Annotated in this window: 26 protein-coding genes; 22 read left to right on the top strand and 4 right to left on the bottom strand. The window is 35.7% G+C overall.

Going from position 1 to position 24,459, the window contains the following annotated elements; translation table 11 throughout:
• Positions 1 to 62: 62 nt before the first annotated feature.
• Positions 63 to 455: a rhodanese-like domain-containing protein gene (locus tag NEH75_RS12645; protein ID WP_055276578.1), complete on the bottom strand. Its 393-nt coding sequence runs from the start codon at positions 453 to 455 to the stop codon at positions 63 to 65.
• A 268-nt stretch (positions 456 to 723) separates the two neighbouring features.
• On the opposite strand from NEH75_RS12645, the gene efp reads away from it, so the two are divergent.
• The 8 genes from efp to NEH75_RS12605 all read left to right on the top strand — a co-directional run bounded on the left by efp (position 724) and on the right by NEH75_RS12605 (position 5,642).
• Positions 724 to 1,281, top strand: coding sequence for an elongation factor P (efp, locus tag NEH75_RS12640; protein ID WP_055244815.1), 558 nt, complete (start codon positions 724 to 726; stop codon positions 1,279 to 1,281).
• A 362-nt stretch (positions 1,282 to 1,643) separates the two neighbouring features.
• Positions 1,644 to 2,078 (top strand): IS30 family transposase, encoded by a 435-nt coding sequence (locus NEH75_RS12635; protein WP_262948972.1) that lies wholly within the window; start codon positions 1,644 to 1,646, stop codon positions 2,076 to 2,078.
• Between the two features lie 274 nt (positions 2,079 to 2,352).
• On the top strand, positions 2,353 to 2,559 hold the full coding sequence (locus NEH75_RS12630; protein ID WP_055244381.1) for a SpoIIIAC/SpoIIIAD family protein: 207 nt from the start codon (positions 2,353 to 2,355) through the stop codon (positions 2,557 to 2,559).
• A 134-nt stretch (positions 2,560 to 2,693) separates the two neighbouring features.
• A complete protein-coding gene (locus NEH75_RS12625; protein WP_237252606.1) occupies positions 2,694 to 2,957 on the top strand; it encodes a stage III sporulation protein AD in 264 nt (87 codons plus the stop codon).
• A gap of 27 nt (positions 2,958 to 2,984) precedes the next feature.
• Entirely contained in the window at positions 2,985 to 4,043 is a 1,059-nt protein-coding gene (locus NEH75_RS12620) for a stage III sporulation protein AE (protein ID WP_262948970.1), read from the top strand.
• A 24-nt stretch (positions 4,044 to 4,067) separates the two neighbouring features.
• The gene (locus tag NEH75_RS12615; protein WP_156343951.1) at positions 4,068 to 4,535 is read left to right on the top strand and encodes a stage III sporulation protein AF; all 468 of its coding nucleotides are present in this window, start codon (positions 4,068 to 4,070) and stop codon (positions 4,533 to 4,535) included.
• A gap of 53 nt (positions 4,536 to 4,588) precedes the next feature.
• Entirely contained in the window at positions 4,589 to 5,041 is a 453-nt protein-coding gene (locus NEH75_RS12610) for a hypothetical protein (protein ID WP_055244385.1), read from the top strand.
• Position 5,042: 1 nt separating this feature from the next.
• Complete coding sequence (locus NEH75_RS12605; RefSeq protein WP_055244387.1) at positions 5,043 to 5,642, top strand: SpoIIIAH-like family protein; 600 nt, start codon at positions 5,043 to 5,045, stop codon at positions 5,640 to 5,642.
• Between the two features lie 279 nt (positions 5,643 to 5,921).
• Here NEH75_RS12605 and rpsT read toward each other — a convergent pair whose 3' ends face one another.
• From rpsT to NEH75_RS12590, 3 genes are all read right to left on the bottom strand, one after another.
• Positions 5,922 to 6,185 carry a 30S ribosomal protein S20 gene (gene rpsT / locus NEH75_RS12600; RefSeq protein WP_055244388.1) on the bottom strand — a complete coding sequence of 88 codons (264 nt, stop codon included), beginning with the start codon at positions 6,183 to 6,185 and terminating at the stop codon, positions 5,922 to 5,924.
• 148 nt (positions 6,186 to 6,333) lie between these two features.
• Positions 6,334 to 7,779 (bottom strand): nicotinate phosphoribosyltransferase, encoded by a 1,446-nt coding sequence (locus tag NEH75_RS12595; RefSeq protein ID WP_262948966.1) that lies wholly within the window; start codon positions 7,777 to 7,779, stop codon positions 6,334 to 6,336.
• 15 nt (positions 7,780 to 7,794) lie between these two features.
• Positions 7,795 to 8,466, bottom strand: a complete 672-nt coding sequence (locus NEH75_RS12590; RefSeq protein ID WP_055304677.1) for a cysteine hydrolase family protein — start codon at positions 8,464 to 8,466, stop codon at positions 7,795 to 7,797.
• A gap of 185 nt (positions 8,467 to 8,651) precedes the next feature.
• Between NEH75_RS12590 and NEH75_RS12585 the strand changes: the two genes are divergently transcribed.
• The 14 genes from NEH75_RS12585 to NEH75_RS12520 all read left to right on the top strand — a co-directional run bounded on the left by NEH75_RS12585 (position 8,652) and on the right by NEH75_RS12520 (position 24,327).
• A complete protein-coding gene (locus tag NEH75_RS12585; protein ID WP_055244393.1) occupies positions 8,652 to 8,939 on the top strand; it encodes a PspC domain-containing protein in 288 nt (95 codons plus the stop codon).
• 170 nt (positions 8,940 to 9,109) lie between these two features.
• The gene (locus NEH75_RS12580; protein ID WP_262948964.1) at positions 9,110 to 10,564 is read left to right on the top strand and encodes an aminoacyl-histidine dipeptidase; all 1,455 of its coding nucleotides are present in this window, start codon (positions 9,110 to 9,112) and stop codon (positions 10,562 to 10,564) included.
• Between the two features lie 101 nt (positions 10,565 to 10,665).
• Positions 10,666 to 11,544: a DMT family transporter gene (locus tag NEH75_RS12575; RefSeq protein WP_262948963.1), complete on the top strand. Its 879-nt coding sequence runs from the start codon at positions 10,666 to 10,668 to the stop codon at positions 11,542 to 11,544.
• Positions 11,545 to 11,645: 101 nt separating this feature from the next.
• Positions 11,646 to 12,713 (top strand): GPR endopeptidase, encoded by a 1,068-nt coding sequence (gene gpr / locus NEH75_RS12570; protein WP_055304683.1) that lies wholly within the window; start codon positions 11,646 to 11,648, stop codon positions 12,711 to 12,713.
• A 131-nt stretch (positions 12,714 to 12,844) separates the two neighbouring features.
• A complete protein-coding gene (spoIIP, locus tag NEH75_RS12565; protein WP_055276556.1) occupies positions 12,845 to 13,891 on the top strand; it encodes a stage II sporulation protein P in 1,047 nt (348 codons plus the stop codon).
• Positions 13,892 to 13,904: 13 nt separating this feature from the next.
• Positions 13,905 to 14,303: a hypothetical protein gene (locus NEH75_RS12560; RefSeq protein ID WP_055276554.1), complete on the top strand. Its 399-nt coding sequence runs from the start codon at positions 13,905 to 13,907 to the stop codon at positions 14,301 to 14,303.
• 227 nt (positions 14,304 to 14,530) lie between these two features.
• Positions 14,531 to 16,363 carry a translation elongation factor 4 gene (gene lepA, locus NEH75_RS12555; protein ID WP_269465079.1) on the top strand — a complete coding sequence of 611 codons (1,833 nt, stop codon included), beginning with the start codon at positions 14,531 to 14,533 and terminating at the stop codon, positions 16,361 to 16,363.
• 117 nt (positions 16,364 to 16,480) lie between these two features.
• Positions 16,481 to 17,257: a histidinol-phosphatase gene (locus NEH75_RS12550; RefSeq protein WP_068758787.1), complete on the top strand. Its 777-nt coding sequence runs from the start codon at positions 16,481 to 16,483 to the stop codon at positions 17,255 to 17,257.
• A gap of 9 nt (positions 17,258 to 17,266) precedes the next feature.
• Positions 17,267 to 18,403: a radical SAM family heme chaperone HemW gene (hemW, locus tag NEH75_RS12545; RefSeq protein ID WP_212724443.1), complete on the top strand. Its 1,137-nt coding sequence runs from the start codon at positions 17,267 to 17,269 to the stop codon at positions 18,401 to 18,403.
• Between the two features lie 21 nt (positions 18,404 to 18,424).
• Complete coding sequence (truB, locus tag NEH75_RS12540; protein WP_262948961.1) at positions 18,425 to 19,324, top strand: tRNA pseudouridine(55) synthase TruB; 900 nt, start codon at positions 18,425 to 18,427, stop codon at positions 19,322 to 19,324.
• A gap of 12 nt (positions 19,325 to 19,336) precedes the next feature.
• A complete protein-coding gene (locus NEH75_RS12535; protein WP_055244408.1) occupies positions 19,337 to 20,263 on the top strand; it encodes a bifunctional riboflavin kinase/FAD synthetase in 927 nt (308 codons plus the stop codon).
• Positions 20,264 to 20,370: 107 nt separating this feature from the next.
• On the top strand, positions 20,371 to 20,640 hold the full coding sequence (gene rpsO / locus NEH75_RS12530) for a 30S ribosomal protein S15 (protein WP_055244410.1): 270 nt from the start codon (positions 20,371 to 20,373) through the stop codon (positions 20,638 to 20,640).
• A gap of 251 nt (positions 20,641 to 20,891) precedes the next feature.
• Positions 20,892 to 23,000, top strand: coding sequence for a polyribonucleotide nucleotidyltransferase (gene pnp, locus NEH75_RS12525; protein WP_055304687.1), 2,109 nt, complete (start codon positions 20,892 to 20,894; stop codon positions 22,998 to 23,000).
• A gap of 394 nt (positions 23,001 to 23,394) precedes the next feature.
• Entirely contained in the window at positions 23,395 to 24,327 is a 933-nt protein-coding gene (locus NEH75_RS12520) for a polysaccharide deacetylase family protein (RefSeq protein WP_055244906.1), read from the top strand.
• Positions 24,328 to 24,459 lie beyond the last annotated feature (132 nt).

The raw sequence follows: 24,459 nt of genomic DNA, 5'->3' as shown, positions 1-24,459 counted from the left end.
CACCAAATATTATAGAACCAAAAAAAGATTATTAAATTCTAGAATTTAATAATCTTTTTGTTTTATTTTTTAACTGTTTTCTTTAATGGTCCAGTCCAATTTGTTAATCCACCTTCAAGTTGATAGATGTTTTCATATCCTTTTCCGTAAAGAACTAATGCGGCACGTTTACATACCTTACCTTTTTCACAATATAAGTAAATTGGTAAGTCACGACGTAATTTACCTGGGTTACGTGTTAACATTACAAATGGAATGTTACGAGCCCCGTTGATATGTCCTTGATCAAATTCCTCTTTTTTGCGGAGGTCTACTAATTGTCCTTTACGCATATTCTCAACGAATTCTTTTTCTGATAAATTCACGACAGCCTTTTTTGATTCACGGCGCATCATAATAAATAGTCCTAAAATGATCCCTAAAATAATCGCAATGATTAATAATCTCCAATCCATCATTAGAACCTCCTTTTTCTTAATTATAATAATATTTTACAGAATTTTAAGATAAAAATAAAGCACTTTTATAGGGATATCGTGGGAGTTTTTAAAACAATCAGGGATAAAATACTAAGAGATTAGGAAAAGGCTAAAAAAAGAGGTTTTATTAGGCAAAAAAGGGCGGGTTTGCATGGACAATTTAATCATTAATCGTTATAATTAAATACGGAAATGATTATCATACTACTAGGAGTAGTTTGTATAGTGTGCAAGGAGGATTTTTATGATTTCTACAAATGATTTTAAAACAGGAATGACAATCGATTACGAAGGAAACTTATTCCAAGTTATCGAATTCCAACACGTTAAACCAGGTAAAGGGCAAGCGTTCGTACGTTCTAAATTACGTAACTTACGTACTGGAGCTGTTATTGATAATACATTCAATGCAGGTGAAAAAGTTAAACGTGCTCACATTGAAAAATCAACAATGCAATTCTTATACTCAATGGGTGAAGAATATGTATTCATGAACAATGAAACATATGAGCAATTAGAAATCCCAGTTGCACAATTAGATTATGAGAAAAACTTCTTAGTTGAAGGTATGGAAGTTAAAATCAATACATTCAACAGCGAAATTTTAGGGGTTGAAGTACCTGAAAAAGTAACTTTAGAAGTTGTTGAATGTGAACCAGGTGTGAAAGGAAACACAGCTTCAAATGCAACTAAGAGTGCAACAGTTTCAACTGGATACTCTTTACAAGTTCCATTATTCGTTGAAGTTGGAGATAAATTAATCATCAACACTAACGATGGACGTTATGTTTCTCGTGGGTAATCGTTTATAATTGAATGATTTTGAAAGACTTAAAAGGCTGCTGCTTTTTAAGTCTTTTTTTATTTCCTGAATTATATAATTAAGTCAGACAACTGATAATCATATTTAATGGTAATAAAAAAGACATAGATGGTACACTTAATTCNNCACTGTTGAAGAAATCTATTCCACTTACAAGCAAAATAAAAAGCGTTGCGGAAGAAAAGAAATCACTTTATCTCAGCAGAAAGTACAAGAGATTCATGAGTTATTAGGTCAAGGATGGTCATTAGATGCTATTGCGGGGCGTGATAAGCTGATGGGTCATTCAGAAAGAGTCTCAACTAAAACATTGTATAAGCTTGTGAAAAATGGAAGCATTGATGCCAAAAAGCTCCGTTGAAAAGAAAAGTAAATATATCGTACTATTAAAAGCAAGTCGTAAGAGTCAGGATGTCAAAGATGCGACATTGAATTGGCTAAATGAACAAGTTCAAATCGGCATCAAAACAATCACCTTTGATCGAGGAAAAGAGTTTTCTAGATGGAAAGAAATTGAACAAGAAAGCAAGATACCTCTTGAGATTTACTTTAGTGATCCAGGAGCACCAGGACAACGAGGATTGAATGAGAATTCAAATAGTATCGTTAGACAAGACCTACCGAAATCCACGGATTTATCCGTCCATTCACAAAAGAAATTAAATGAAATTGCGATGAAATATAATCGCGTACCCCGAAAATCTTTAAACTATTACACACCAGAAGAAATCATGAAAAAAGCAACTGGATTAGACTCACTCCTTCCAATTGCTTAGTTTGTGATAAATAATTGTCTGATTTAAATTGACAACTCAGGTTTTCTAAAATAAGTCAAGAAATAGGTGGTTTAAAGGTACGGATAGGAAGGTGTTTTTCCGACAGTGAAAACAATAGGTGATTTGTTTTAAGGCGTTTTAAGCAGGAATATGACGTGTATTTAGTAGATGATAGAGGAGGAGCGGTAAGAATGGTCTGAAAGTATCATTTTTTTCTTTAAGAGGACATAAGGTTAATTAGCAAATTTTAATGAAAGGATGAGGTGGAAGAAACATGCCGATAGTTGATATAACGGGATTACTAAGGTTTGCGGGAGTTGCATTTATCCTTGGATTTATTGCGTTGTTTTTTAAAAAGTTTGATGTTGGAAAGGAAATAAGTGAGTTAGTCATGCTAGCTGGGTATGTTTATATGTTAGTCTTTATTGTCCAACTTATTGAAGTTCTAATGACGAGTTTACGAACGATTTTTATGCTATAAAGGAGGGGGCCATCATTGATATTGTCAAAATACTTACACTCGTAATTGCATGTGCCATTATTTATTTATTATTAAATGAAGTCAATTCAAAATACGCCAAATGCTTTAGTTTAGTTTTGCTGACGTATTTTTTTATGATGGCCTTACAACTCTTATCAAGTATGATTGGGGAAATTACTAACGTCTTTTTGAATTTTAATGTAGAGCAGCAGTATGTGACCATTATTATTCGATTAATTGGGATTGTGTATTATGCAGAATTCGTTAGCTTTTTATTAACCGAAGCAAGTTTAGGAAATGTCGGAAAGATGTTTGAGTACATCGTTAAGTTGTATTTAATTGGATATAGTTTACCTATGATTATTACACTCTTTGAACTTATCTTATCAGTCGTCTAACTAATTTATGTACTAGGAGGGGGAGCAATGGATGGAGCAAGTGTGGATCTATCATCTTTTGAAAATATCTGGGCTGAGATTTACAGTCAATATGATTGGCTCATCAATGCGGACTACTTAGATAAATCCAATCTGTTAAATGTTGAGAATTTTAATATTGTTGGATTTTTTCAATCGCTAGGTGATTATGCGATGCATGAATTATCCACGGGTTTTTCTCAATTTAAAAGTATTTTAATTTTTTTGTTGATTATCGCATTGTTTCAAAATATTCAATCCTCGTTTTCAACGAAGTATGAGAAAATCACGAATACCGTTTTAAAACTAGTTTTGATGGTTCAGCTCTTTCAGTTATTTATTTTTTATCATGATTATGTATTGGATATTTTAACGAGGTATATGAATATCGTCGTCGCGATTTTTCCAATTTTATTATCGTTGATTACGCTTACAGGTGCTCTTTGGAATCAGGCGTTATTTAAACCTGCGGTTGTCTTTTTAATTAATGCTTCTTATTTCTTTATTAACGCGATTAGTATGCCTTTAACAGTCGTTGGGACGATTTTTGGCTTTATTAATCAGATTAATATTGAAGACTTGTACGGTCGTTTAATTGAATTTATTAATAAAATTGCGATTTGGACATTAGGTGGCTATTTTGCCTTTTTTTTAACATTAATGTCCATTCAGAATATAACACTTAGCTTTGCGGACGGATTGTTTTTTCGAACGACACAAAACTTAATGAATCATATCCCTGTGATCGGAACGCGTTTTACAGATACGGTTGTCTCAGTTGTTTCAACGTTATCCATTTTAAGAAATAGTGTTGGGCTACTTAGTGTGATTACTTTAGTCATCGTTGTGGCATTCCCAGTGATAAAGGTGGGTGTTAGCCTAATTTTATTTCGTTTATTAGGAGCGGTGATTCAACCGATTATTAGTAAAGATTATATTAAAATTTTAGATGTCTTTAATACAGGGATGATGAATTTGCTCGTCATTATGATTATTATTGGCGTCATGTTTATCTTTACATTCTTCATTATTCTATATAGTTCAAATATGATGTTATTAACCAACTAATTCTAGGTGACAAGTTTTGAGGAGATGGGAAAAGATATGCTATATGAATACGCAAAGCAAATAATCGCTATGTTTTTTTTGATAGCTATTGTCAATTTATTGGTTATTCCGGCTTCCTATAAGAAAATAATTACATTTTATCTTCACTTTTTTATCATAGTTATCATTTTAAAGCCGGTGATTAGTATAATGAATAATGAAGTTAGTTCATTCATTGATTCGATTTCATTTATCAATGAAGAGGAATTTGATCAATCCATTCAGTATTACCAAGGGCTAGTTGAAATTGATTTATCGAAAGTAACGATGGCTGAGATTGAAACATTAGTTCGTCAAGCTGAAGGTGGATGCCAAGTTCAAATCGTGGGATTTGATTTCAGTGAAGTGCTAACGCTAGAAATGGTTGAGACTGAGGAGGAGGCAAAAACGTGTGTACTCAATAAATTAGGTCTTAATCGGGAGGATGTCGTTTTTAAGAGGGGAGGTCGATGAAAAGAGGCAACTAAATTAGAATCTAACATGAGGTGAGATAGGGGGTAGAAGATGTGGAAAAGAAACCGACAGAAAAGTCAGGGTCAATAAGCTTAACAATTCGTAAGGTAATGACTGATCTAGGGCCATTTAGAATCATCCTGTTGATTGGAGCCATCGTAGTGGTGTCATTCTTGTTAAAAGATGATTTTAGCTCTCTGTCTGGGAATCATTTATCTTCGGCACCATCTGTCGAGGCAAGACACAAAGAACAGATCACAGCTTTATTTGATTCAATAGAAGGAGTAACAGTCGATAGTATAAATATCTCATATAAATCGGTTGCTGATTCTTCAACGACACTCTTTGTTTCAAGTCAAACAGATACTGTTTCAAATGGCGTTGTGATCGTCTATCGAGGGACGATTAAAGCACCTTATGATGTGACGCATGCCATCAGTTTGTTGCTTGATGTTCCAATTCATCAAATTTCATTATTAAATGCATCTGAACTAGGGGGAAATTAAAATGAACAAAAATTCATATGTAACAGCCGCATTATTTGTAGTTTTCGTATTATTAACTGTATTTTATATTAGTATTGGAGATAGCAACGATTCAACAACAAATAAAGTGGGATCAACATCAACTTTACCACAAGCAAATTTAGAGATTAATCCAACAGACGCTCAAAGTGGAAGTGAGTTAGTTTCAAACCAAGAGTCTGGAGATGATGAGACAGAGACAGCGGGAACATCATCTGAGGTTAGTGCCATTCAAGTGCAAAGAACTGAGGCAGCTAAAGCTAAAAGCCAATTACAAGCTGATTTAACAGCTATTATTGCAAGCAAAGATGCTGATGCTGAAGAGAAAAGTGAAGCAAAAGATAATTTAGAAAAAATTAATAAAGATGCACAACATGAAAGTATTCTTGAATCAATGATTAAAGCAAAAGGATATTCAGATGTTTTAGTTCGAGTAAACGAGGAGACTGTTCAAGTTCATTTACAATTATCTGAATCTCAATCAGAACCGACATTAGAACAAACAAACGAAATTATTATGATGGTAAAAACAGAATTTACAACTGATCCAGATGTTTTAGTTCAATTAACGCCAATTAATTAAGAATAAAAAATGAGCCAGGTCGATAGGGGACTTGGCTCATTTTTTAAATAGCTCTGTTAGACAATTTTTCGGTAACCAATCGCTGGATCCCGACGATTATTAAATCTCGTTTTTAAAGATTTTATCTAGTTCAAGTGGCTAAATAACGAATCCCACACGTTTGGTCTAATGAGGTTTTAAAATAAACGCAATAAAAAAGGACCTTACTTGTCAGACAAATAAGATCCTTTTTTATCATGTTTAAGGGATGAAAAACACCGACGAATTGTCGGTATTTGATTATCCTAAACCGTTGATTTTTTTGCTTAAACGTGATTTTTGACGAGCTGCGAAGTTTTTGTGGCAAATTCCTTTTGCAACAGCTTTGTCTAATTTTTTGTTAGCTGTATTGTAAGCTTCTTTTGCAGCTTCAACGTTTTTGTTTTCGATAGCAACTTCAACGTTTTTGATAGCTGTACGCATAGATGCTTTGTAAGAAGCATTGAATTGACGACGTTTTTCGTTTGTTTTCACACGTTTAACTTGTGATTTAATATTTGGCATTCCGTTCACCTCCATTGAAAATACAACAAAATCATTCTATCAGACCAAGGTCTAAAATGCAAGAAGAAATTACAATATTTAATCAAATGGTAAAAATTCCATTAAACTCATGTAGAAGAATGATTTGTTTTTATATGTAAAATCAGCATTATTTAGAATATTTTTCTAGAAGCTCTGTTTTTAAGGTCCATAATTCTTTTGATAAGTCAACATAATAGCGATGAGGTTTTTCAAAACGTAAGACTTCTTCCCATAACATCTCAATTTGTTCTTTAGAATAAGTCACGATTTCTTCTAAAGTAGGAGAGGTATAAACAAATTGTCCATTTAAGAAGATTGGGGCTAATAATGGACGAGCAATGAAGTTTGTGATTTCTTTACGTTTCCATGTATGTTCTGGGTCAAAAATGGTATATGGTTTCGTATCATCAATTTTTTCATGAGCTAGAGTGATGACGTCAGCAATGGCTTTCTTTGTATCACGATCATATAGACGATACACTTGTTTTGAACCAGGATTTGTAATTTTTTCGATATTGTTACTAATTTTGATTTTTGGAATCATTTGTCCTTCTTTTTCAACAGCTACAATTTTATAAACGCCACCGAATACAGGTTCTGTTTTTGAGGTAATCAGACGCTCTCCAACTCCAAATGAATCAATCGGTGCATTTTGAATGAGTAAATCTTTGATAATATACTCATCTAATGAGTTTGAAATCACAATCTTTGTTTCATGTAATCCCGCTTCATCCAATAATTTACGGGCTTTTTTTGATAAATAAGCCGCATCTCCACTATCGATACGAATGGCTCCTGGTTTATATCCTTTTGGAATTAAGATTTCTTTAAATACTTTAATCGCATTTGGAACCCCTGATTTTAATGTATTGTAGGTGTCGACTAATAAGGTACAGTTTTCTGGGTAAAGTTCCGCATATTTTTTGAACGCCTCATATTCTGAATCAAACGTTTGGACCCAACTGTGAGCCATCGTTCCAAGTGCAGGGACATTAAAGTCACGATCAGAGATTGTACAAGCTGTTCCTTTACATCCGCCAATATAAGCGGCACGAGCACCTAAAATAGCACCGTCTGCCCCTTGTGCTCGGCGCGCCCCAAGTTCTAATACAGGACGACCATTAGCCGCGCGGACGATACGGTTTGATTTGGTAGCAATTAAAGATTGGTGATTAATACTCAATAAAATCATCGTTTCGATGAATTGTGCTTGGATGATTGGGCCACGAACCGTTAGAATAGGTTCATTTGGGAAAATAGGTGTTCCTTCAGGAATGGCATAAATATCGCAAGCGAACTTGAAATTTTTTAAGTAGGTTAAGAATCCTTCAGAGAATAATTGTTTACTGCGAAGATATTCAATGTCCTCATCTGTAAATTCTAAGTGTTTTAAATATTCAATTAACTGCTCAAGACCGGCCATAATCGCAAATCCACCTTCATCTGGAACGCGACGGAAGAACATATCAAAATAAGCGATTTGATCTTCCATTCCATTTTCAAAATAGCCGTGGGCCATTGTTAATTCGTAAAAGTCTACGAGCATCGTTAAATTTACTGATTTTAAGTTCATAGTTAAAGCCTCTTTCTAGTTTGTAATTTCACGGACAATTTCAATTCCATTCATGTGCATTTTATATAATGCCATTACATTCATAAAATCACCCGCATGAACGCCCAAGTCGTACGTCTCAACACTATTGATTGGAACGATGATACGGCTCGGACGATTTAATGTCGTAAAGTAGGTTTTTAAGGTTAAAACGAATTGTTCAACGCAAATATCCGTACAATCGCCAACGACAATAAATTGTTCAATCGTTGGATGTTCTTTTAACCAGTTATGAAAGGCTGGTTCTAAAAATCCATTCGTTGAACCTTTAAGCACTAATTCATAGCCCCCCACTTCTTTAAGTTCATCAACGATTTCACTTTCACTTGTTCCGACTAAGCAGTGAGGAGGATAAGCAGCAAATTCAATCGAGGATTCGTTGTGACTATCTGCGAAGGCTAGCATCGGAAGCTTTTTTTCCTTTGCCTGCGTCATTAACTCACGAATTGCAGGGATAATCGTTTGAATGCGTGGAGAAGACATTGGGCCTTCTTTGACGAATCCGTTGACCATATCTACAATAATAATCGCTGTATTTGATGATTCCAATGATTGAAGCATCAGGGATGGAGCTGTATTCAGAATGTCAACGATTTGAGTCAAAGAAGCTTCACTAGACTTTAGTAAAGCCTTTAAATCATACTTCATTTAAAAACCTCCAATTTTTATGTAATTTTCTATCTATCGGAAAGATATAGCACTATTATAGTATATTTGACGTTTATCACCAACTCTTTCATGATGACATTTCAAAATATATCTGAAAAAAGTTGTCATCTCTTTTCTAACTACGTTATAATAACGGTAATTGTGTTATGGAAGGATGGATTTTGATGTCAAATAAACGCTTATACCGAGCAAGTCAAGGAGCCATGATTTCAGGAGTCTGCCAAGGAATTGCAGATTATTTTAAGATGGATGCTACGATTATTCGTTTAATTTGGGTAGTTGTAACTATTTTTTCATTTGGATTTGCTGGTGTTGTTTTATATATAGCTTGTATTTTTATTATTCCAGATCAAGCGACGGTTACTCATCAGCAAAAACAACAACCGAAAAGTTCAGTGTTTGATTCAAGTGAGTATACGGTTAAAGATGCTGATAAAAATGATCGTGTGTAAGGCTATATTCAATTAAAAATGAGTTAAACTAAAACTGGACGCTACTGATTGGAGAACTAGCCTCCGGTTTTTAGTATTATATAATTGCTAAAACTTGTGTATAAATGTAGAGAATTGTTATCATTTTACGAAAGATATGGTAGAATAAAAACAAAAAAGGAGGCTTATTTATGTCAGAGATTTTAGGAAACTTAAAACCACAAGCGGTTTTTCATTATTTTGAACAAATGACAAAAATTCCACGCGAATCAGGAAATGAGGCTGCGATTAGTGAATATTTAGTAAACTTTGCAAAAGAACATAATTTAGACTATGTTCAAGAACCATGTAAAAATGTGATCATCACAAAACCAGCGACGCCAGGCTATGAAGACGCTCCACGTGTCATTTTACAAGGACATATGGACATGGTTTGTGTGAAAGATGACGAATTAGATTTTAACTTTGAAACAGATGCATTACCTATTTATGTAGATGGTGATTGGTTACGTACAAAGGGAACAACATTAGGAGCCGATAACGGAATCGCAGTAGCCATGTCTTTAGCTATTTTAGCGGATGAGACGTTAGAGCATCCTGCCTTAACGGTATTAGTCACAACTGAAGAAGAAACAGGGATGGATGGTGTAATGGCCTTAGATCCTGCTAATGTTCCAGGTGACATTTTAATTAACATCGACTCAGAAGAAGAGGGTGTGGCTTTAGCTTCATGTGCCGGTGGTGTGCGTAACTCATTAAAATTACCAATCGATTGGACAGAAGTGGATGCAGCGGGACTAACTTCTTATGAAATTGTGATCAGTGGATTAAAAGGTGGACACTCTGGAATTGAAATTAATAAATGCCGTGCCAATGCGAATAAATTAATGGGACGTTTATTACACTACATTCAAGATTTAAATGTGTCAGTTTCATCAATTGCTGGTGGAGAAAAAATGAATGCCATTTCTAAGCGTGCCATCTTAAATATCACGCTTGCACAAGAACAGTCAGAGGCATTGGAATCAAAAGTGAAAGACTTTGAAATCATGGTTCGTGCTGAGTTTGAAACAGCCGATCCAGGAATCTCAGTGGTTACAACGAAAAAAGACACGGTAACAAAAGTCTTTACAAAAGAAACAGCTCAAAATTTAATGTATATCTTACAGTTAATCCCTTATGGACCACAAACGATGAGTGCTAACATTCCAGGATTAGTTGAAAGTTCAAGTAATATTGGAGTTGTTGAGATGGATGAAAACGAAATTGAATTCAATAGTGCCATCCGAAGCTCAGTAAGTTCTTTAAAACGTGAAATTAACCATCGTATTCAAGCCATTGCTAATTTAACAGGGGCAACGATGGAGTTAATTGCGGACTATCCAGAATGGGAATTTGAAACGGAATCAAAAGTTCGTGAGATTATGAAAGACGTTTATCAAGAAATGTTTGGAAAAGAATTAGAAGTTTCGGCAATTCATGCAGGACTTGAATGTGGATTCTTATCTCAAAAACTTGGAAAAATTGATATGATTTCAATCGGACCAGATATCACAGGAGCACATACACCAAAAGAATCATTATCGATTCCATCAACTGAACGTGTCTATGATTTCTTATGTGACGTTTTAAAAGCAATCAAATAATTAAATCCTATTAAAAAAGGACATTCTTATGTTGAGAACGTCCTTTTTTTATTTAGACGTGCATAAATGAATAAGAGAGGCAATTAAAGGGGGAGAAATCAATGAATTCAAAAATAGCAGATGGATTATTGTTAGTCGTCGCCATCATTTGGGGAGGCGGCTTTCCCGCTGTTGGATTAGCGATAGAGAGTGGGATGGGGCCAGCACAGTTAACTGCTTTGAGATTTATCGTTGCAGCCGTAGGAATGGTGATGATTTTCTTTAAAGTGTTAAAATCTATTAAAAAAATTGACGTGATAGGGGGAGTCTTAGCCGGAATCTTTTTATTCATTGGCTTTTCGTTTCAAACAATTGGCATGCAGTATACGACAGCTTCAAAAAATGCCTTTATTACATCTACTTATGTCTTACTTGTCCCGCTACTTGGAGTTATCTTTTTTAAACGTCGTTTAACAGTTACACAATGGACTGGGATTTTACTCATGGTGTTAGGCGTTAGTTTTTTATCTCTTGAAAAAGATTTTTCCATGAACATAGGGGATATTTTGACCTTAATTTGTGCAATTGGTTTTGCTGTTCAAATTGTGATCACCGGCTTATTTAGTCCGCGTTGTAATCTGTATTGTTTTAATACAATACAGATGGTAACTGTTGCTGTTTTATCGTTCATTTGGTCATTGAGGATGCCCTGGGTCGAGGTCTCATTTCGTAGTGGAATCGCCGTTTTGTATTTAGGGTTATTGAGTACGCTGTTTGCTTTCTTGATTCAATCGATCGCGCAACGTCACACATCTGAAGCAAAAGTAGGATTGATTTTATCATTTGAATCATTATTTGGAGCCATTTTATCTGTTCTTATTTTAGGCGATCCTGTGACAGTCAAGCTTTGTATCGGTGGAATTTTCAGTGTCTTAGCTGTCTTAATGATTGAGTGGGACCCTGGCGTGTTAAAAAGAAAACAAGTGATACAACAAGAATAAAAGACGAGCTTAAATTGTCTTTTTTTAATTTGAGAATAAATTTTGAATAAATTTTCATGAAATAACTAAAACTAGCTCACACTATTTTTGAGGTGATTATTATGAATGAACAGGAAATGAAAAAGTGGCAATGTCGTTCAGATTTAGCGTTAGAAGCCGTTGAACAAATGGTCGGGCAAGTGAATGAGGCGTCTCAAGAAGGGGTGAAATACGAAGAAGATAATATTAAAGGATTAAAAGTGACTTGCATTGATGTAGCACCTGAAGCAGTTGAACGTGTGGGAAAAAAGGCAGGTCGTTATATGACACTCGATACGTCTTCTATCATTACTCATGAACATGATCAGTTAACGGTGGCGATGGAAGTCTTTGCAGAGCAATTATCGAAGCTATTAAAACATCGAGACATTAAAGAAACAGATACTTGTTTAGTGATTGGACTCGGAAATGATCATGTGACGCCTGATGCATTAGGACCAATGGTCGTTGATGAAGTCATTGTGACGCGTCATTTATATGAGCTTCGTCCAAATGAAGTGGATCGAAGTTATCGTGAAGTCAGTGCATTAGCACCAGGTGTGATGGGGATGACTGGAATCGAAACATATGATGTGATTGAATCACTGGTCAAAAAAGTGAAGCCAGATTTCTTAGTCGTTGTGGATGCTTTAGCTTCGCGTTCGATTACTCGTGTCAATAAAATGATTCAAATGACTGATACAGGAATTGCACCAGGTAGCGGGGTCGGAAATAAACGTAAGGCAGTTGATGAGGAATCGCTAGGTATCCCTGTTTTTGCAATCGGGGTTCCAACTGTTGTCGATGCGGTTTCGATTACGAGTGATACGATCGATTTTCTTCTTAAACATATTGGGAAATCGTTAAAAGAGGAGTCGCGCTCTTATAAAAAACTCGTGCCATTTTCAAGTGCACGTCAAATATATACCGATGAAGATTTACCGTCTCCAGAACTTCGTGAGCAATTTATGGGGCAAGTCGGAAACTTAGAAGAAGAAGAGAAGCGCCAATTGATTTCTGAGGTCTTAACACCAAATGGTTATAATCTAATCGTGACCCCAAAAGAAATCGATACAGAAATGGAGGATTTAGCGACATTAATTTCCAATGGTCTCAATCGAGCCTTACATCCAAATGTACAATTTAGCTAATTCTTGACCATAAAACAACAATAATTAACACCACTGATTTTGTATAATAACGTATATGTTTTAAAGAGGTAAATGTTACGCGAAAGGTAAGCATCTTTCGATGAAATACAACAGTCAGGGGGCGGGGGAGATTGAATCGAAAACAACGTTTAAGGAGAAAAAAATGGAAGAAAAAGCTGAATAAATTAACACCCTATATCATCATACTGGGATTTGTTCTCACACTTTGCTTCACGCAGTTTTTTCAGTTGCTATATGTTAATCAAAAAGAAGCTTACGATAAACATGTGAAACAAGAAACAATTTTATCAAGTATTTTTGATTTTTCAACCGCGGGAGATATTGTGGATGTGGTGATGAATTTACAAAAATACTTTGCAGAAATCATGACTTCACTGGACTTGAATCAACTTTGCTCCTTTATCAATGATGGGTTTGCTTTTATTAATATGAAGGCACCGAGTCAAAGTGCAACAGCAGCAACGCCACCACAAGATTATAAATATACATATGTTAGTGAGGAGTTAGATGTCGAACCGATGCAAGAAGTAATCACAACCGATCCGTTGGTTTATATCTTTAATTCTCATGACGGTGAACTATATGAAGGTGGAGCTGTGAATGAGCAGTTAGGTCGGACAGTTAGTGTGGTTGATTTATCTTACATGGTAGCTGAGCAGTTACAAAGTCAAAATATAAATACATTAGTTGAATCTCGTTCAGCGGCAGAGGTTGTGAGTAAAAATAAGTGGCATTATTCATTATCTTATAAGGCATCACGAATGTATTTAGAGGATACGGCGAGTCAACATGAGACCTTACGCTATTTTATTGACTTTCATCGGGATTCGATTAGTTATGAGAAATCTGTGACAACGATTGATGGGAAACCGTATGCCAAAGTGATGTTTGTGTTAGGAACTGATAATGAGCGATATCAAGAAAATCAAAAAATTATTCAAGAGTTAGAAGCCTTATTGAGCGAAAAATATCCTGGATTATCGCGAGGGATTCGTGAAAATGGCGGGGTTGGCTATAATGGGGTTTATAATCAAGATTTTGCCACGACGATGATTTTAATTGAGGTGGGAGGTGACTATAACACCTATGAAGAGGTCACTAATTCAGCCCAGGCAGTGGCAGATGTTTTAACAACGTATATTAAAGCGCATGAATGATGGGGGAGTGCTTATGAAAAAAGGGGGGCTAATCATCATAGCCATTTCTTGTTTTATGCTAGGGATGTCGTATAGTCTTCACGTTGAAGACTTGAAAATTCAATCGACAGCGCAAGCCTCAACATTTTTAAATGAACAAATTGAGCAATACGAAGCGAGTTTAAAAGATGAAGAAAATACGTTTATTCCCTATAGTCAGACCGTGCAAACCAGCCAAATGAACAGTAGTAAACCCATTACTCAAACTTCAAGTCAACCTTCACCTACGACATCCGCATTAAACAAAGTGAGTGGGGTTAGTCACAATAATATCTCTAAATTAGGACAAGACATCGCAGATGTATTAAAAACCATTGTGCGTGAGGTTTTGCGTACAGTGGTTAGATTTTTTGATCAACTAATCAGTGAATAAGAGTTGAATTTCATTTAATATAAAAAATGGGATAACATAAGACTATTGACCGAGTGAGTATTTGGGGCAATAGTCTTTTTGTATGGCTTCTTATCTCCAAAATAAAGAGGTCATAAAAATGGCTAAATCATGATAAAAACAAGAGATTCCACAAATTTTTCTTGTGAGATAAGTAAATTTAAAGTAAAATAGAGTGGATATTATTTTACCGAAATGGAGTGAGCTTTGTGAGTGCGATTAATAGCGAACAAATCAAAGAGCGACAAAAACGAATTCGCAACTTTTCAATTATAGCCCACATCGATCATGGGAAAACAACACTTTCGGATCGTATCTTAGAGCGAACGAATGCGTTGGAAAAACGTGAGATGAAAAATCAGCTGTTAGACTCAATGGAACTTGAGCGTGAGCGCGGAATTACGATTAAGTTAAATGCCGTGCAGTTGACATATAAAGCTAAAGATGGAAATGAGTATATTTTACATTTAATTGATACCCCAGGACACGTCGATTTTACGTATGAGGTATCACGTTCACTAGCTGCTTGTGAAGGAGCCGTATTAGTGGTCGATGCGGCACAGGGAATTGAAGCCCAAACCTTAGCGAATGTTTATTTAGCCTTAGATAATGATTTAGAAATTTTACCTTTAGTCAATAAAATTGATTTACCAAGTGCCGATCCAGATCGTGTGAAGCAAGAAGTAGAAGATATCATCGGATTACCAGCTGATGATGCTGTGTTAGCTTCTGCTAAAGCGGGAATCGGAATTGAAGAAATTTTAGAACAAGTTGTTGAAAAAGTCCCAGCACCAACAGGAGATCCTGATGCACCACTTCAGGCCTTAATTTTCGACTCAGTTTATGATCAATATCGTGGAATTATTGCTTCAATCCGTGTGGTAAATGGAACGATGAAAAAAGGTCAAATCATTCGTATGATGGCAACAGGTGCTGAATACGAAGTCGTTGAAGTTGGAGTTCACACACCACATGAAAAAGTAGTCGACTATTTAAGTGTTGGTGATGTAGGATTCGTGACAGCGTCAATTAAAGATGTGAAGACGGTTCGCGTGGGGGATACGATTACATCAGTAGATAATCCAGCGGAAGAACCATTACCAGGGTACCGTAAATTAAACCCAATGGTTTTCTGTGGATTATATCCGATTGATGCTGCTCGTTATAACGATTTACGTGATGCATTAGAAAAATTAGTTTTAAATGACTCATCATTACAATTCGAGCCTGAAACATCACAAGCCTTAGGATTCGGATTCCGTACTGGATTCTTAGGATTATTACACATGGATGTTATTCAAGAACGTATTGAACGTGAGTTTAACATTGACTTAATCGCAACAGCACCGTCGGTAATCTATCATGTTTACTTAACAGACGGAACGCAGTTAATTGTCGATAACCCATCACAAATGCCTGAACCACAGACCATCAAATCAATTGAAGAACCTTATGTTAAGGCATCAATCATGACACCAAATGATTATGTTGGAGCTATCATGGAATTATGTCAGAAAAAACGTGGTGTCTTCATCGATATGCAATATTTAGATGAAACACGTGTTCATGTTAACTATGAAATTCCACTTGGAGAAATCGTTTATGACTTCTTTGACCAATTAAAATCATCAACAAAAGGATATGCATCATTTGATTATGAGTTAATTGGATACAAGCCATCAAAACTTGTGAAGATGGATATCTTATTAAATGGTGAAATTGTCGATGCGTTAAGTTTAATTGTTCATAAAGATTTTGCCTATTCACGTGGTAAAGTGATCACTGAAAAGTTAAAAGAAATTATCCCAAGACAACAGTTCGAGGTTCCAATTCAAGCTGCGATTGGTGGGAAAATCATCGCCCGTTCAACGATTAAGGCCTTACGTAAAAACGTCTTAGCTAAATGTTACGGAGGAGACATTTCACGTAAACGTAAATTACTTGAAAAACAAAAAGAAGGTAAGAAACGTATGAAGTCTGTTGGATCAGTTGAGGTTCCACAAGAGGCATTCATGGCTGTATTATCAATGGACGAAGATTAAGAGAGGGCAAAGACCTCTCTTTTTCTATTAATAGGGAGTAAAAACTAAGCAAGTTCATTTATTGTTTGGAATGTTTAAGATAAACTAAAAAAGAATCATAATAAAGAGGTGAGAAATATGTTATTAACGAATTATCATACGCATCATGATCGTTGTAAACATGCCAAAGGTGATGTTGAGGCTTATGTTAAAGAAGCAGTTAAGCATAATTACGCTGAAATTGGAATGAGTTGTCACACGCCACATCAAAATTTCCCTCAGATGGGAACACGTCGTATGGATTACTCTGAGTTAGCAACATATTTTAAAGATATTGAACAAGCTCAGAAAAAATATCCACAAATTAAAGTTTTAAAAGCCTTAGAGTGTGAATATTTTCCACACCTTCATGATTATATGACGGAATTAAAACAACAAACCGATTATTTAATTTTAGCGCAACACTATATTGAAATTGATGGTAAATTCAAAGATGCCTTCCATTTCACAAAACCTGAACAATTAAACGTGTATGCATCGTGTATTGAAGAGGCACTGGCAACAAAGTTATTTGCAATTTTAGCACATCCTGACGTTTTTATGACTCTTTATCCACGTTGGGATGAGGCTTGTGAAGCAGCCACACGCCAAATTGCACAAGCGGCATTAGATAATGATGTCATTTTAGAAGTGAACGCTAATGGATTAAGGCGTGGGAAGCAAACGTATCAAGATGGGGTTCGTTATCCGTATCCATCTGAAAAATTCTGGTCAATTATTGCGAATGAATTCCCAACCGTAAAAGTGATTGTTAATTCAGATTGTCATAATCCGGCTTATCTAAATGATGAGTATATGCAAATGGCCCGTGACATGGCGAAACGCTTAAATTTAAATGTCATTGAACGTCTATAGAGGTGTCATATGGCGAAAGGATTATATATACATATTCCATTTTGTGATCATATTTGTACGTATTGTGATTTTCCTAAGTTAATCACGAAGGGACAACGTCATGAGGAATACATTCAAGCACTCCTACAAGAGCTAAAGTATTATGAGCAACAGGTCGGATTTGACGAGCTTCAATCGATTTATATCGGAGGAGGAACGCCCACAGCTTTAAGCGTCGAGCAAATTCAGCCGTTATTTGACTATTTACATGAAGCGATTAAAATGGAACAAATCGTCGAATTTAGTATTGAAGCCAATCCAGAGAACTTAACGGAAGAAAAGGTGGAATACTTACTTTCACAACAAATTTCCCGCTTCAGTTTGGGCGTTCAAACCTTTCATGAAACACTGCTGAAACGAATTGGCCGCCAACATGGGAGTCAACATGTAGAACAAGCGGTTGCGACATTAAAGGCTCATGGAATGTATAATATTAATTTAGATTTGATTTATGCCATTCCTGGACAGACCATTGAACAGTTAAAAGAAGATTTAAAGAAGGCAATTGCTCTTGATGTGGAACATATTTCAGCGTATTCTTTAATTGTTGAGGAGCATACGCAGTTGTATTTAGCTTATATGAAAGATCAGTTAAAATTAACAGATAATGAAATTGAAGCAAACATGTATGAAATCGTTATAGAGATGTTGGCTCAACATGGCTACCATCACTATGAAATTAGTAATTTTGCAAAATCAATTCCAAGTCTTCATAATCAATGGTATTGGAAAAATGAAGAGTATATTGGGACGGGACTCGGTGCGCATGGTTATGTAGAGGGGACCCGCTATCAAAATACACGCTCTATTAATACATATATTGAGTCATTGAAAAAACAAGAATTACCTGTGATTGAGTCAAGTGTCTTATCGAAAGAAGAAAAAATTGAAGAAGAAATGTTTTTAGGTTTACGCCTCATGGAAGGAATTAATCTAGAACAGATTTCAAAAAAATATAGTGTGAACGTAGAAGCAATTTATCAAGAAGCGTTGGAAAAATTAATTCAAGCTCATGATTTAGAGCGCGTTGGAAATCAAATTCGTTTAACGCGTCAAGGTTTGCTCATGGCAAATGATGTGTTTGAACAATTTTTATTATCGATTTAAAAGAAAGTGATGAGGTGAATTATGGACGGGGTATTGTTACTAGATAAGCCGGCAGGAATGACATCGCATGATTGTGTCAATATTGTCCGTAAAGTGTTGAAAACGAAAAAGGTTGGGCATACCGGAACGCTTGATCCAAGTGTAACAGGTGTTTTACCGATTTGTGTCGGACGTGCCACGAAGATTTCGCAGTTTTTAACAGCAAATGAAAAAGAATATTTAGGTGAAGTTACAATCGGTTTTTCAACGACCACTGAAGATGCTGATGGTGAATTAGTTGAAGAAAAACGAGTCGACCGTACGATAACGAAGGAAGAAGTGGAAGCAGCTTTAAAAAGTATGCTCGGAAGTAGTATTCAAGTCCCACCGATGTATTCAGCAGTTAAGGTTAATGGTAAAAAGCTATACGAATACGCACGTGCTGGACTTGAAGTTGAGCGTCCACGTCGTGAGGTCACGATTTATGAATTAGAACTATTAGGCAACGTTCATCAAAGTGAAGATGGATTAGTTAAATTTAGTTTCCGTGTCAAAGGAAGTAAGGGATTATTCGTTCGCACCGTAGCTGTAACGATTGGAGAAAAGCTTGGATATCCAGCACATATGTCTCATTTAAGGCGTATTGCTTCAGGTGTTTTTAATATTTCTGATTGCTTAAGTTTAGAGGCTTTCAAAGAAAAGGCTGAATCGAATACATTAACTTTGTTGACATTAGAACAGGCAATGGCAGATTTCCCATCGGTTGTGGTCGATTCTTGGGTTGAAAAACTAGTACGAAATGGCGTACAATTATATCCGAAACAAGTTAATCATGTCACAGTGTCTCCAGTGGCACTTTATAGTCAAAGTGGACAATGTTTAGCAGTATATGAAAAGCACCCAACTAATGATGTCTATCGATCAATGAGGGGCTTCTTTTAGGAAGTGATTGAGATGGAAGTTATACATTTAAATTTAAGTAAAAAATTGGATCAACCGATTGCTGTCGCCTTAGGTTACTTTGATGGGCTACATCTTGGGCATCAAGCGGTGATTAAAGAAGTAGTAGATTATGCGAAGGCTCATCAAATGCGAAGTGCCGTGATGACCTTTTCTCCTAGTCCGAATATCTTTTTAAAGAAATTAGACAGCGAACGTTTATTAACACCTTATCAAGAAAAAGTAAGCCGCTTAACTGAATTAGGTGTGGATGAATTGATTATTTTACCATTTAATGAAACGTTAGCAAATATGAGAGCGATTGATTTCGTTGAACGTTATCTCATTCAGTATGGGGTAGCACATGTCTCAACAGGATTTGATTTCCGATTCGGACGAATGGGGGAAGGTGAGGTGGAATTATTGGGAGGTTACTCAGATCGATTTAGCTTAAATATCACCCCTAAATATGAATTAGAACAAGAGAAAATAGGAGCCACTGAAATTAAGCGTTATTTAGCAGATGGAAATATTAAAAAAGTGACACAAATGCTGGGTCGACCGTATCGTATCCACGGAATGGTTGTGAGCGGTCAACAACGAGGGCGTCAAATTGGTTTTCCAACGGCTAATCTTCAGTTAAGTGAAGACTATGTGATTCCTAAAAAAGGTGTTTATGCAGTTGAGGTTGAAATTGAAGGACAACGTTATGTGGGAATGTGTAATATTGGTCATAATCCAACGTTTAACTTTAATGATCAAGTTTCAATTGAAACGTATATTCTAGATTTTAGTGAGGATATTTATGGCAAAGAGATGACGCTTGATTTTTGTGAGTATTTACGAGAGGAAAAGCGTTTTGGTTCCATTGCAGAACTGATGAAGCAATTAGAGGCTGATCATCAATATGTCAGAAGTTATTTTAAATTAAACTTGAATTAATTAAAAAGTATGATACAATTAAACATGTCCTTATTCTATGCTTTTAGCTCCTCCAGCGATTGGCTTGGATTGAGGCGTATTTATCAGAATTATAGGAGGTAATAGTAATGGCTATTTCTAAAGTAGAAAAACAAGAAATCATCAAAGCTTATGCAGTACACGAAGGAGATACAGGTTCTCCAGAAGTACAAGTTGCAGTTTTAACTGCTGAAATCAATCGTTTAAACGATCACTTAAAACAACACAAACATGACCATCATTCACGCCGTGGATTATTACGCATGGTTGGTAAACGTCGTAACTTATTAACTTACTTACGTAACAAAGATATCAACCGTTATGCTTCATTAATCGAGCGTTTAGGATTACGTCGCTAATTAAAAAGAACCTTCATTTGAAGGTTCTTTTTTTTATTGCTCTTTCAGATGAAGGCTGATAATTCTTGTTGAGAGTGCTTATAATAAGGATGTCAGGTGATAAAATAAAGAAAAAGGTTATTTTTAAGCAAAATTTTAGTGAAGTTGCCAAATTAGGTATGAATATGAAAAAAATTATTTCTTTAAATTATTTGCTTATGGTATGATAGAAAAGAATAAATATAAATGTAGAAAATGAAGGAGTAATATATATGTCAGATAAACACGTTTATTCGTTTGAGTTAGCTGGCCGTCCATTAACTTTTGAGATTGGTGAGTTAGCAAAGCAAGCGAATGCTTCGGTTTTAGTACGTTATGGTGATACAGTTGTTTTATCAACATGTGTTGCTTCAAAAGAACCTAAAGATATAGATTTTTTCCCATTAACAATTGGATATGAAGAACGTCTTTATGCCGTAGGTAAAGTACCTGGTGGATTTATTAAACGTGAGGGGCGTCCAAGTGAACATGCGATTTTAGCAGGTCGTTTAATTGACCGTCCTATTCGTCCATTATTCCCTGATGGATTCCGTAATGATGTACAAGTCATCAACTATGTCATGAGTGTGGATCATAATAACTCACCAGAAGTATCAGCGATGATTGGATCATCATTATCTTTATCTATTTCAGATATTCCGTTTGAAGGACCAATTGCTGGGGTCATTGTAGGTCGTGTCAATGGAGAATTCGTGCTAAACCCAACGGTTGAGCAATTAGAAAATTCAGATATCGATTTAACAGTAGCTGGAACAAAAGATGCAGTCAACATGGTTGAAGCTGGAGCAAAAGAAGTTCCAGAAGAAGTGATGTTAGAAGCTATCATGTTCGGTCATGATGCTATCAAACAAATTATTGCCTTCCAAGAGCAAATTGTTGCTGAAATTGGAAAGGAAAAAATGGAATTAAACTTATATGAAATCGATGCAGACATTAATGCGCGTGTACGTGAAATGGCAGAAGCAGATATGTTAGCCGCTATTCAAGTAGTTGAAAAACATGCACGTCAAGAAGCGATTGATGCGGTAAATAAACGTGTGTTAGAAGTGTTTGAGGCAGAAGAGGTCACTGAAAAAGAATTAAAACAAGTTAAAGAAGTTTTAAATAAAATCGTTAAAGAAGAAGTACGCCGTTTAATCACAGATGAAAAAGTACGTCCGGATGGTCGTAAAATTGATGAGATTCGTCCATTATCATCTCGTGTCGATTTATTACCTCGTACACATGGATCAGCGTTATTCACACGTGGACAAACACAAGCCTTATCAATTTGTACATTAGGAGCTTTAAATGAGCACCAAATGTTAGATGGACTTGAAGTTGAAGAAACAAAACGCTTCATGCACCACTATAACTTCCCTCCATTCTCAGTTGGAGAAACGGGACGTTATGGAGCACCAGGTCGTCGTGAAGTTGGTCATGGGGCTTTAGGAGAGCGTGCGTTAAAACAAGTAATGCCATCTGAAAAAGAATTCCCATATACAGTGCGTTTAGTATCTGAGGTTTTAGAATCAAATGGTTCAACGTCTCAAGCTTCAATTTGTGCATCTACGATGGCATTAATGGCGGCTGGAGTTCCAATTAAAGCACCAGTTGCAGGGATTGCCATGGGGCTTGTTAAAAAAGGTGAAAATTATACGGTTTTAACTGATATCCAAGGGATGGAAGATCATTTAGGAGATATGGACTTCAAAGTAGCGGGAACAGCGCAAGGGGTTACTGCTTTACAAATGGATATCAAAATTGAAGGGTTAAGCCGTGAGATTTTAGAAGAGGCCCTTCAACAAGCTAAAGTTGGACGTATGCAAATCTTAAATCATATGTTAGGAACAATTGCTGAAACTCGTGAGGATTTATCAGCTTACGCTCCAAAAATTAAAGTGATGACAATTAAAGTGGATAAAATCCGTGATGTGATTGGACCTGGTGGAAAACAAATCAATGAAATCATTGATAAAACAGGGGTTAAAATTGATATTGAACAAGATGGAACAGTTTATATCTTACATGATAACACAGAAAATATTAATCAAGCGGTTGCGATGATTGAGGATATCGTTCGTGAGGTCGAAGTTGGTAAGATTTATTTAGGTAAAGTTGTTCGTATTGAAAAATTCGGTGCCTTTGTTGAAATCTTCCCTGGACAAGATGGATTAGTGCATATTTCTCAATTAGCAGAAGAACGTGTAGCTAAAACAGAAGATGTTGTGAATGTTGGAGATCAAATTCACGTTAAAGTAACGGAAATTGATGATCGTGGACGTGTGAATTTATCACGCAAAGAAGCGATGAAAGAACAAGCGGAGCAACAAGCAGAATAATAAAAACTCGTCAATGGCGAGTTTTTATTTTGGATTTATTTTAAGAAATTTTTGTATCATAAAATAGATAGATTCAAAAGAGTTGATGTTAATAGGATAAGGAGGATTATGAAGGTTGTGCTCTCCTGTTAGACAGGGACTGCTACTGATCCATAGGGGCATTTTAATAATAATATTTGAAGAGAGGATGATTTAGTTTTTTAATAAATGATAGATAAGGTATTCAATCTTTGGTCATGACTCCTCTAGCTTAAAATAGCATTTTTTTACAATTTATTAGATTTATGTCATAAAACATTAAAGTCAAATGATAAATTTGAGTAAAAAATGAATAAACTGATAGTAATCGTGGCACACTGTTAAAGATTAAATCGTATGACTAGAGGTGAAAGCTGTGAAGCAAAAGATAGGAGCAGTCTTAGGGATTGTTGCTTATGTCACACTGTTAATCGGTGTTAATTTTTATCATAAAGCCTATTCAGTTTCAAATATGAATGATGAAATTCATTTGAAGCTAGTTGAGTATATGGAAACTCATCGATTTGAAGCTGTTGAACCGAGAATAGATAGTGTTTGGGATTTTGTTCCTGGTCTAGTAGGTGCTGAAGTTGATTATGAGTTGTCTTATAATAAGATGTTGTTAAATGGAGAGTTTGATCCTTCACTCATTGTTTGTAAGAAAATTGATTATAAACAAGATCCTGAACAATTCCGTGAAAGACCTATCTATAAAGGAAATGAAGAAGGTCAGTACGTCTCTTTACTCATTAATGTGGCTTGGGGAGAAGAAGAGTTGGATAAAATGATGACGATTTTAGATCGTTTGGGAGTACGTGCAACATTTTTCTTTGAAGGTCGTTATGCAGAAAATCATAAGAATCAAGTGTTAAAACTTTATAATGATGGTCATCTAATAGGTAACCACTCTTACTCGCATCCTTCACGTTGGGGTGGATTTACTTATGATCAATACGTTGAGGAAATTAAAAAGACGAATGATGTTTTAAGTTCAATTATTAATGAACCTATTATTTATTTTGCCCCTCCAGCTGGAGAGTTTAATGATCGAACGTTAAAAGCTGCGTATGATCAAGGAATGTATTCAATTATGTGGACAGCAGATACGATCGATTGGATGGGAGGAAGTGCTGATGTTCTGATTAGTCGGGTGATGAAAAAATTAGAGCCGGGTGCTCTCATTTTAATGCATCCTAAACCAGAAACAGTCATTGCACTAGAACCAATGATTAATCAATTAAAAGAAAAAGGATATCAATTTAAAACTGTTGATGAAATAGTTCAAGGAACTAGGCCAGAATGTAGTTAATTAAAATTAAAAGCAACTCTTTTTAAATGAAGAGTTGCTTTTTTTATGTGCGCCCGGCATGGGTATTATCTAACGGGTTAAAGTCCCGAGTACGTCCAAGTAGCGGAAAGTACATAGCCTAAGACAAGGCTT

The organism is Turicibacter sp. T129, from assembly GCF_025594975.1.
Classification (GTDB): domain Bacteria; phylum Bacillota_I; class Bacilli_A; order MOL361; family Turicibacteraceae; genus Turicibacter; species Turicibacter bilis.
The sequence above is the reverse complement of the archived record's forward strand: the minus strand, read 5'-3'. Positions and strand labels throughout refer to the sequence as shown.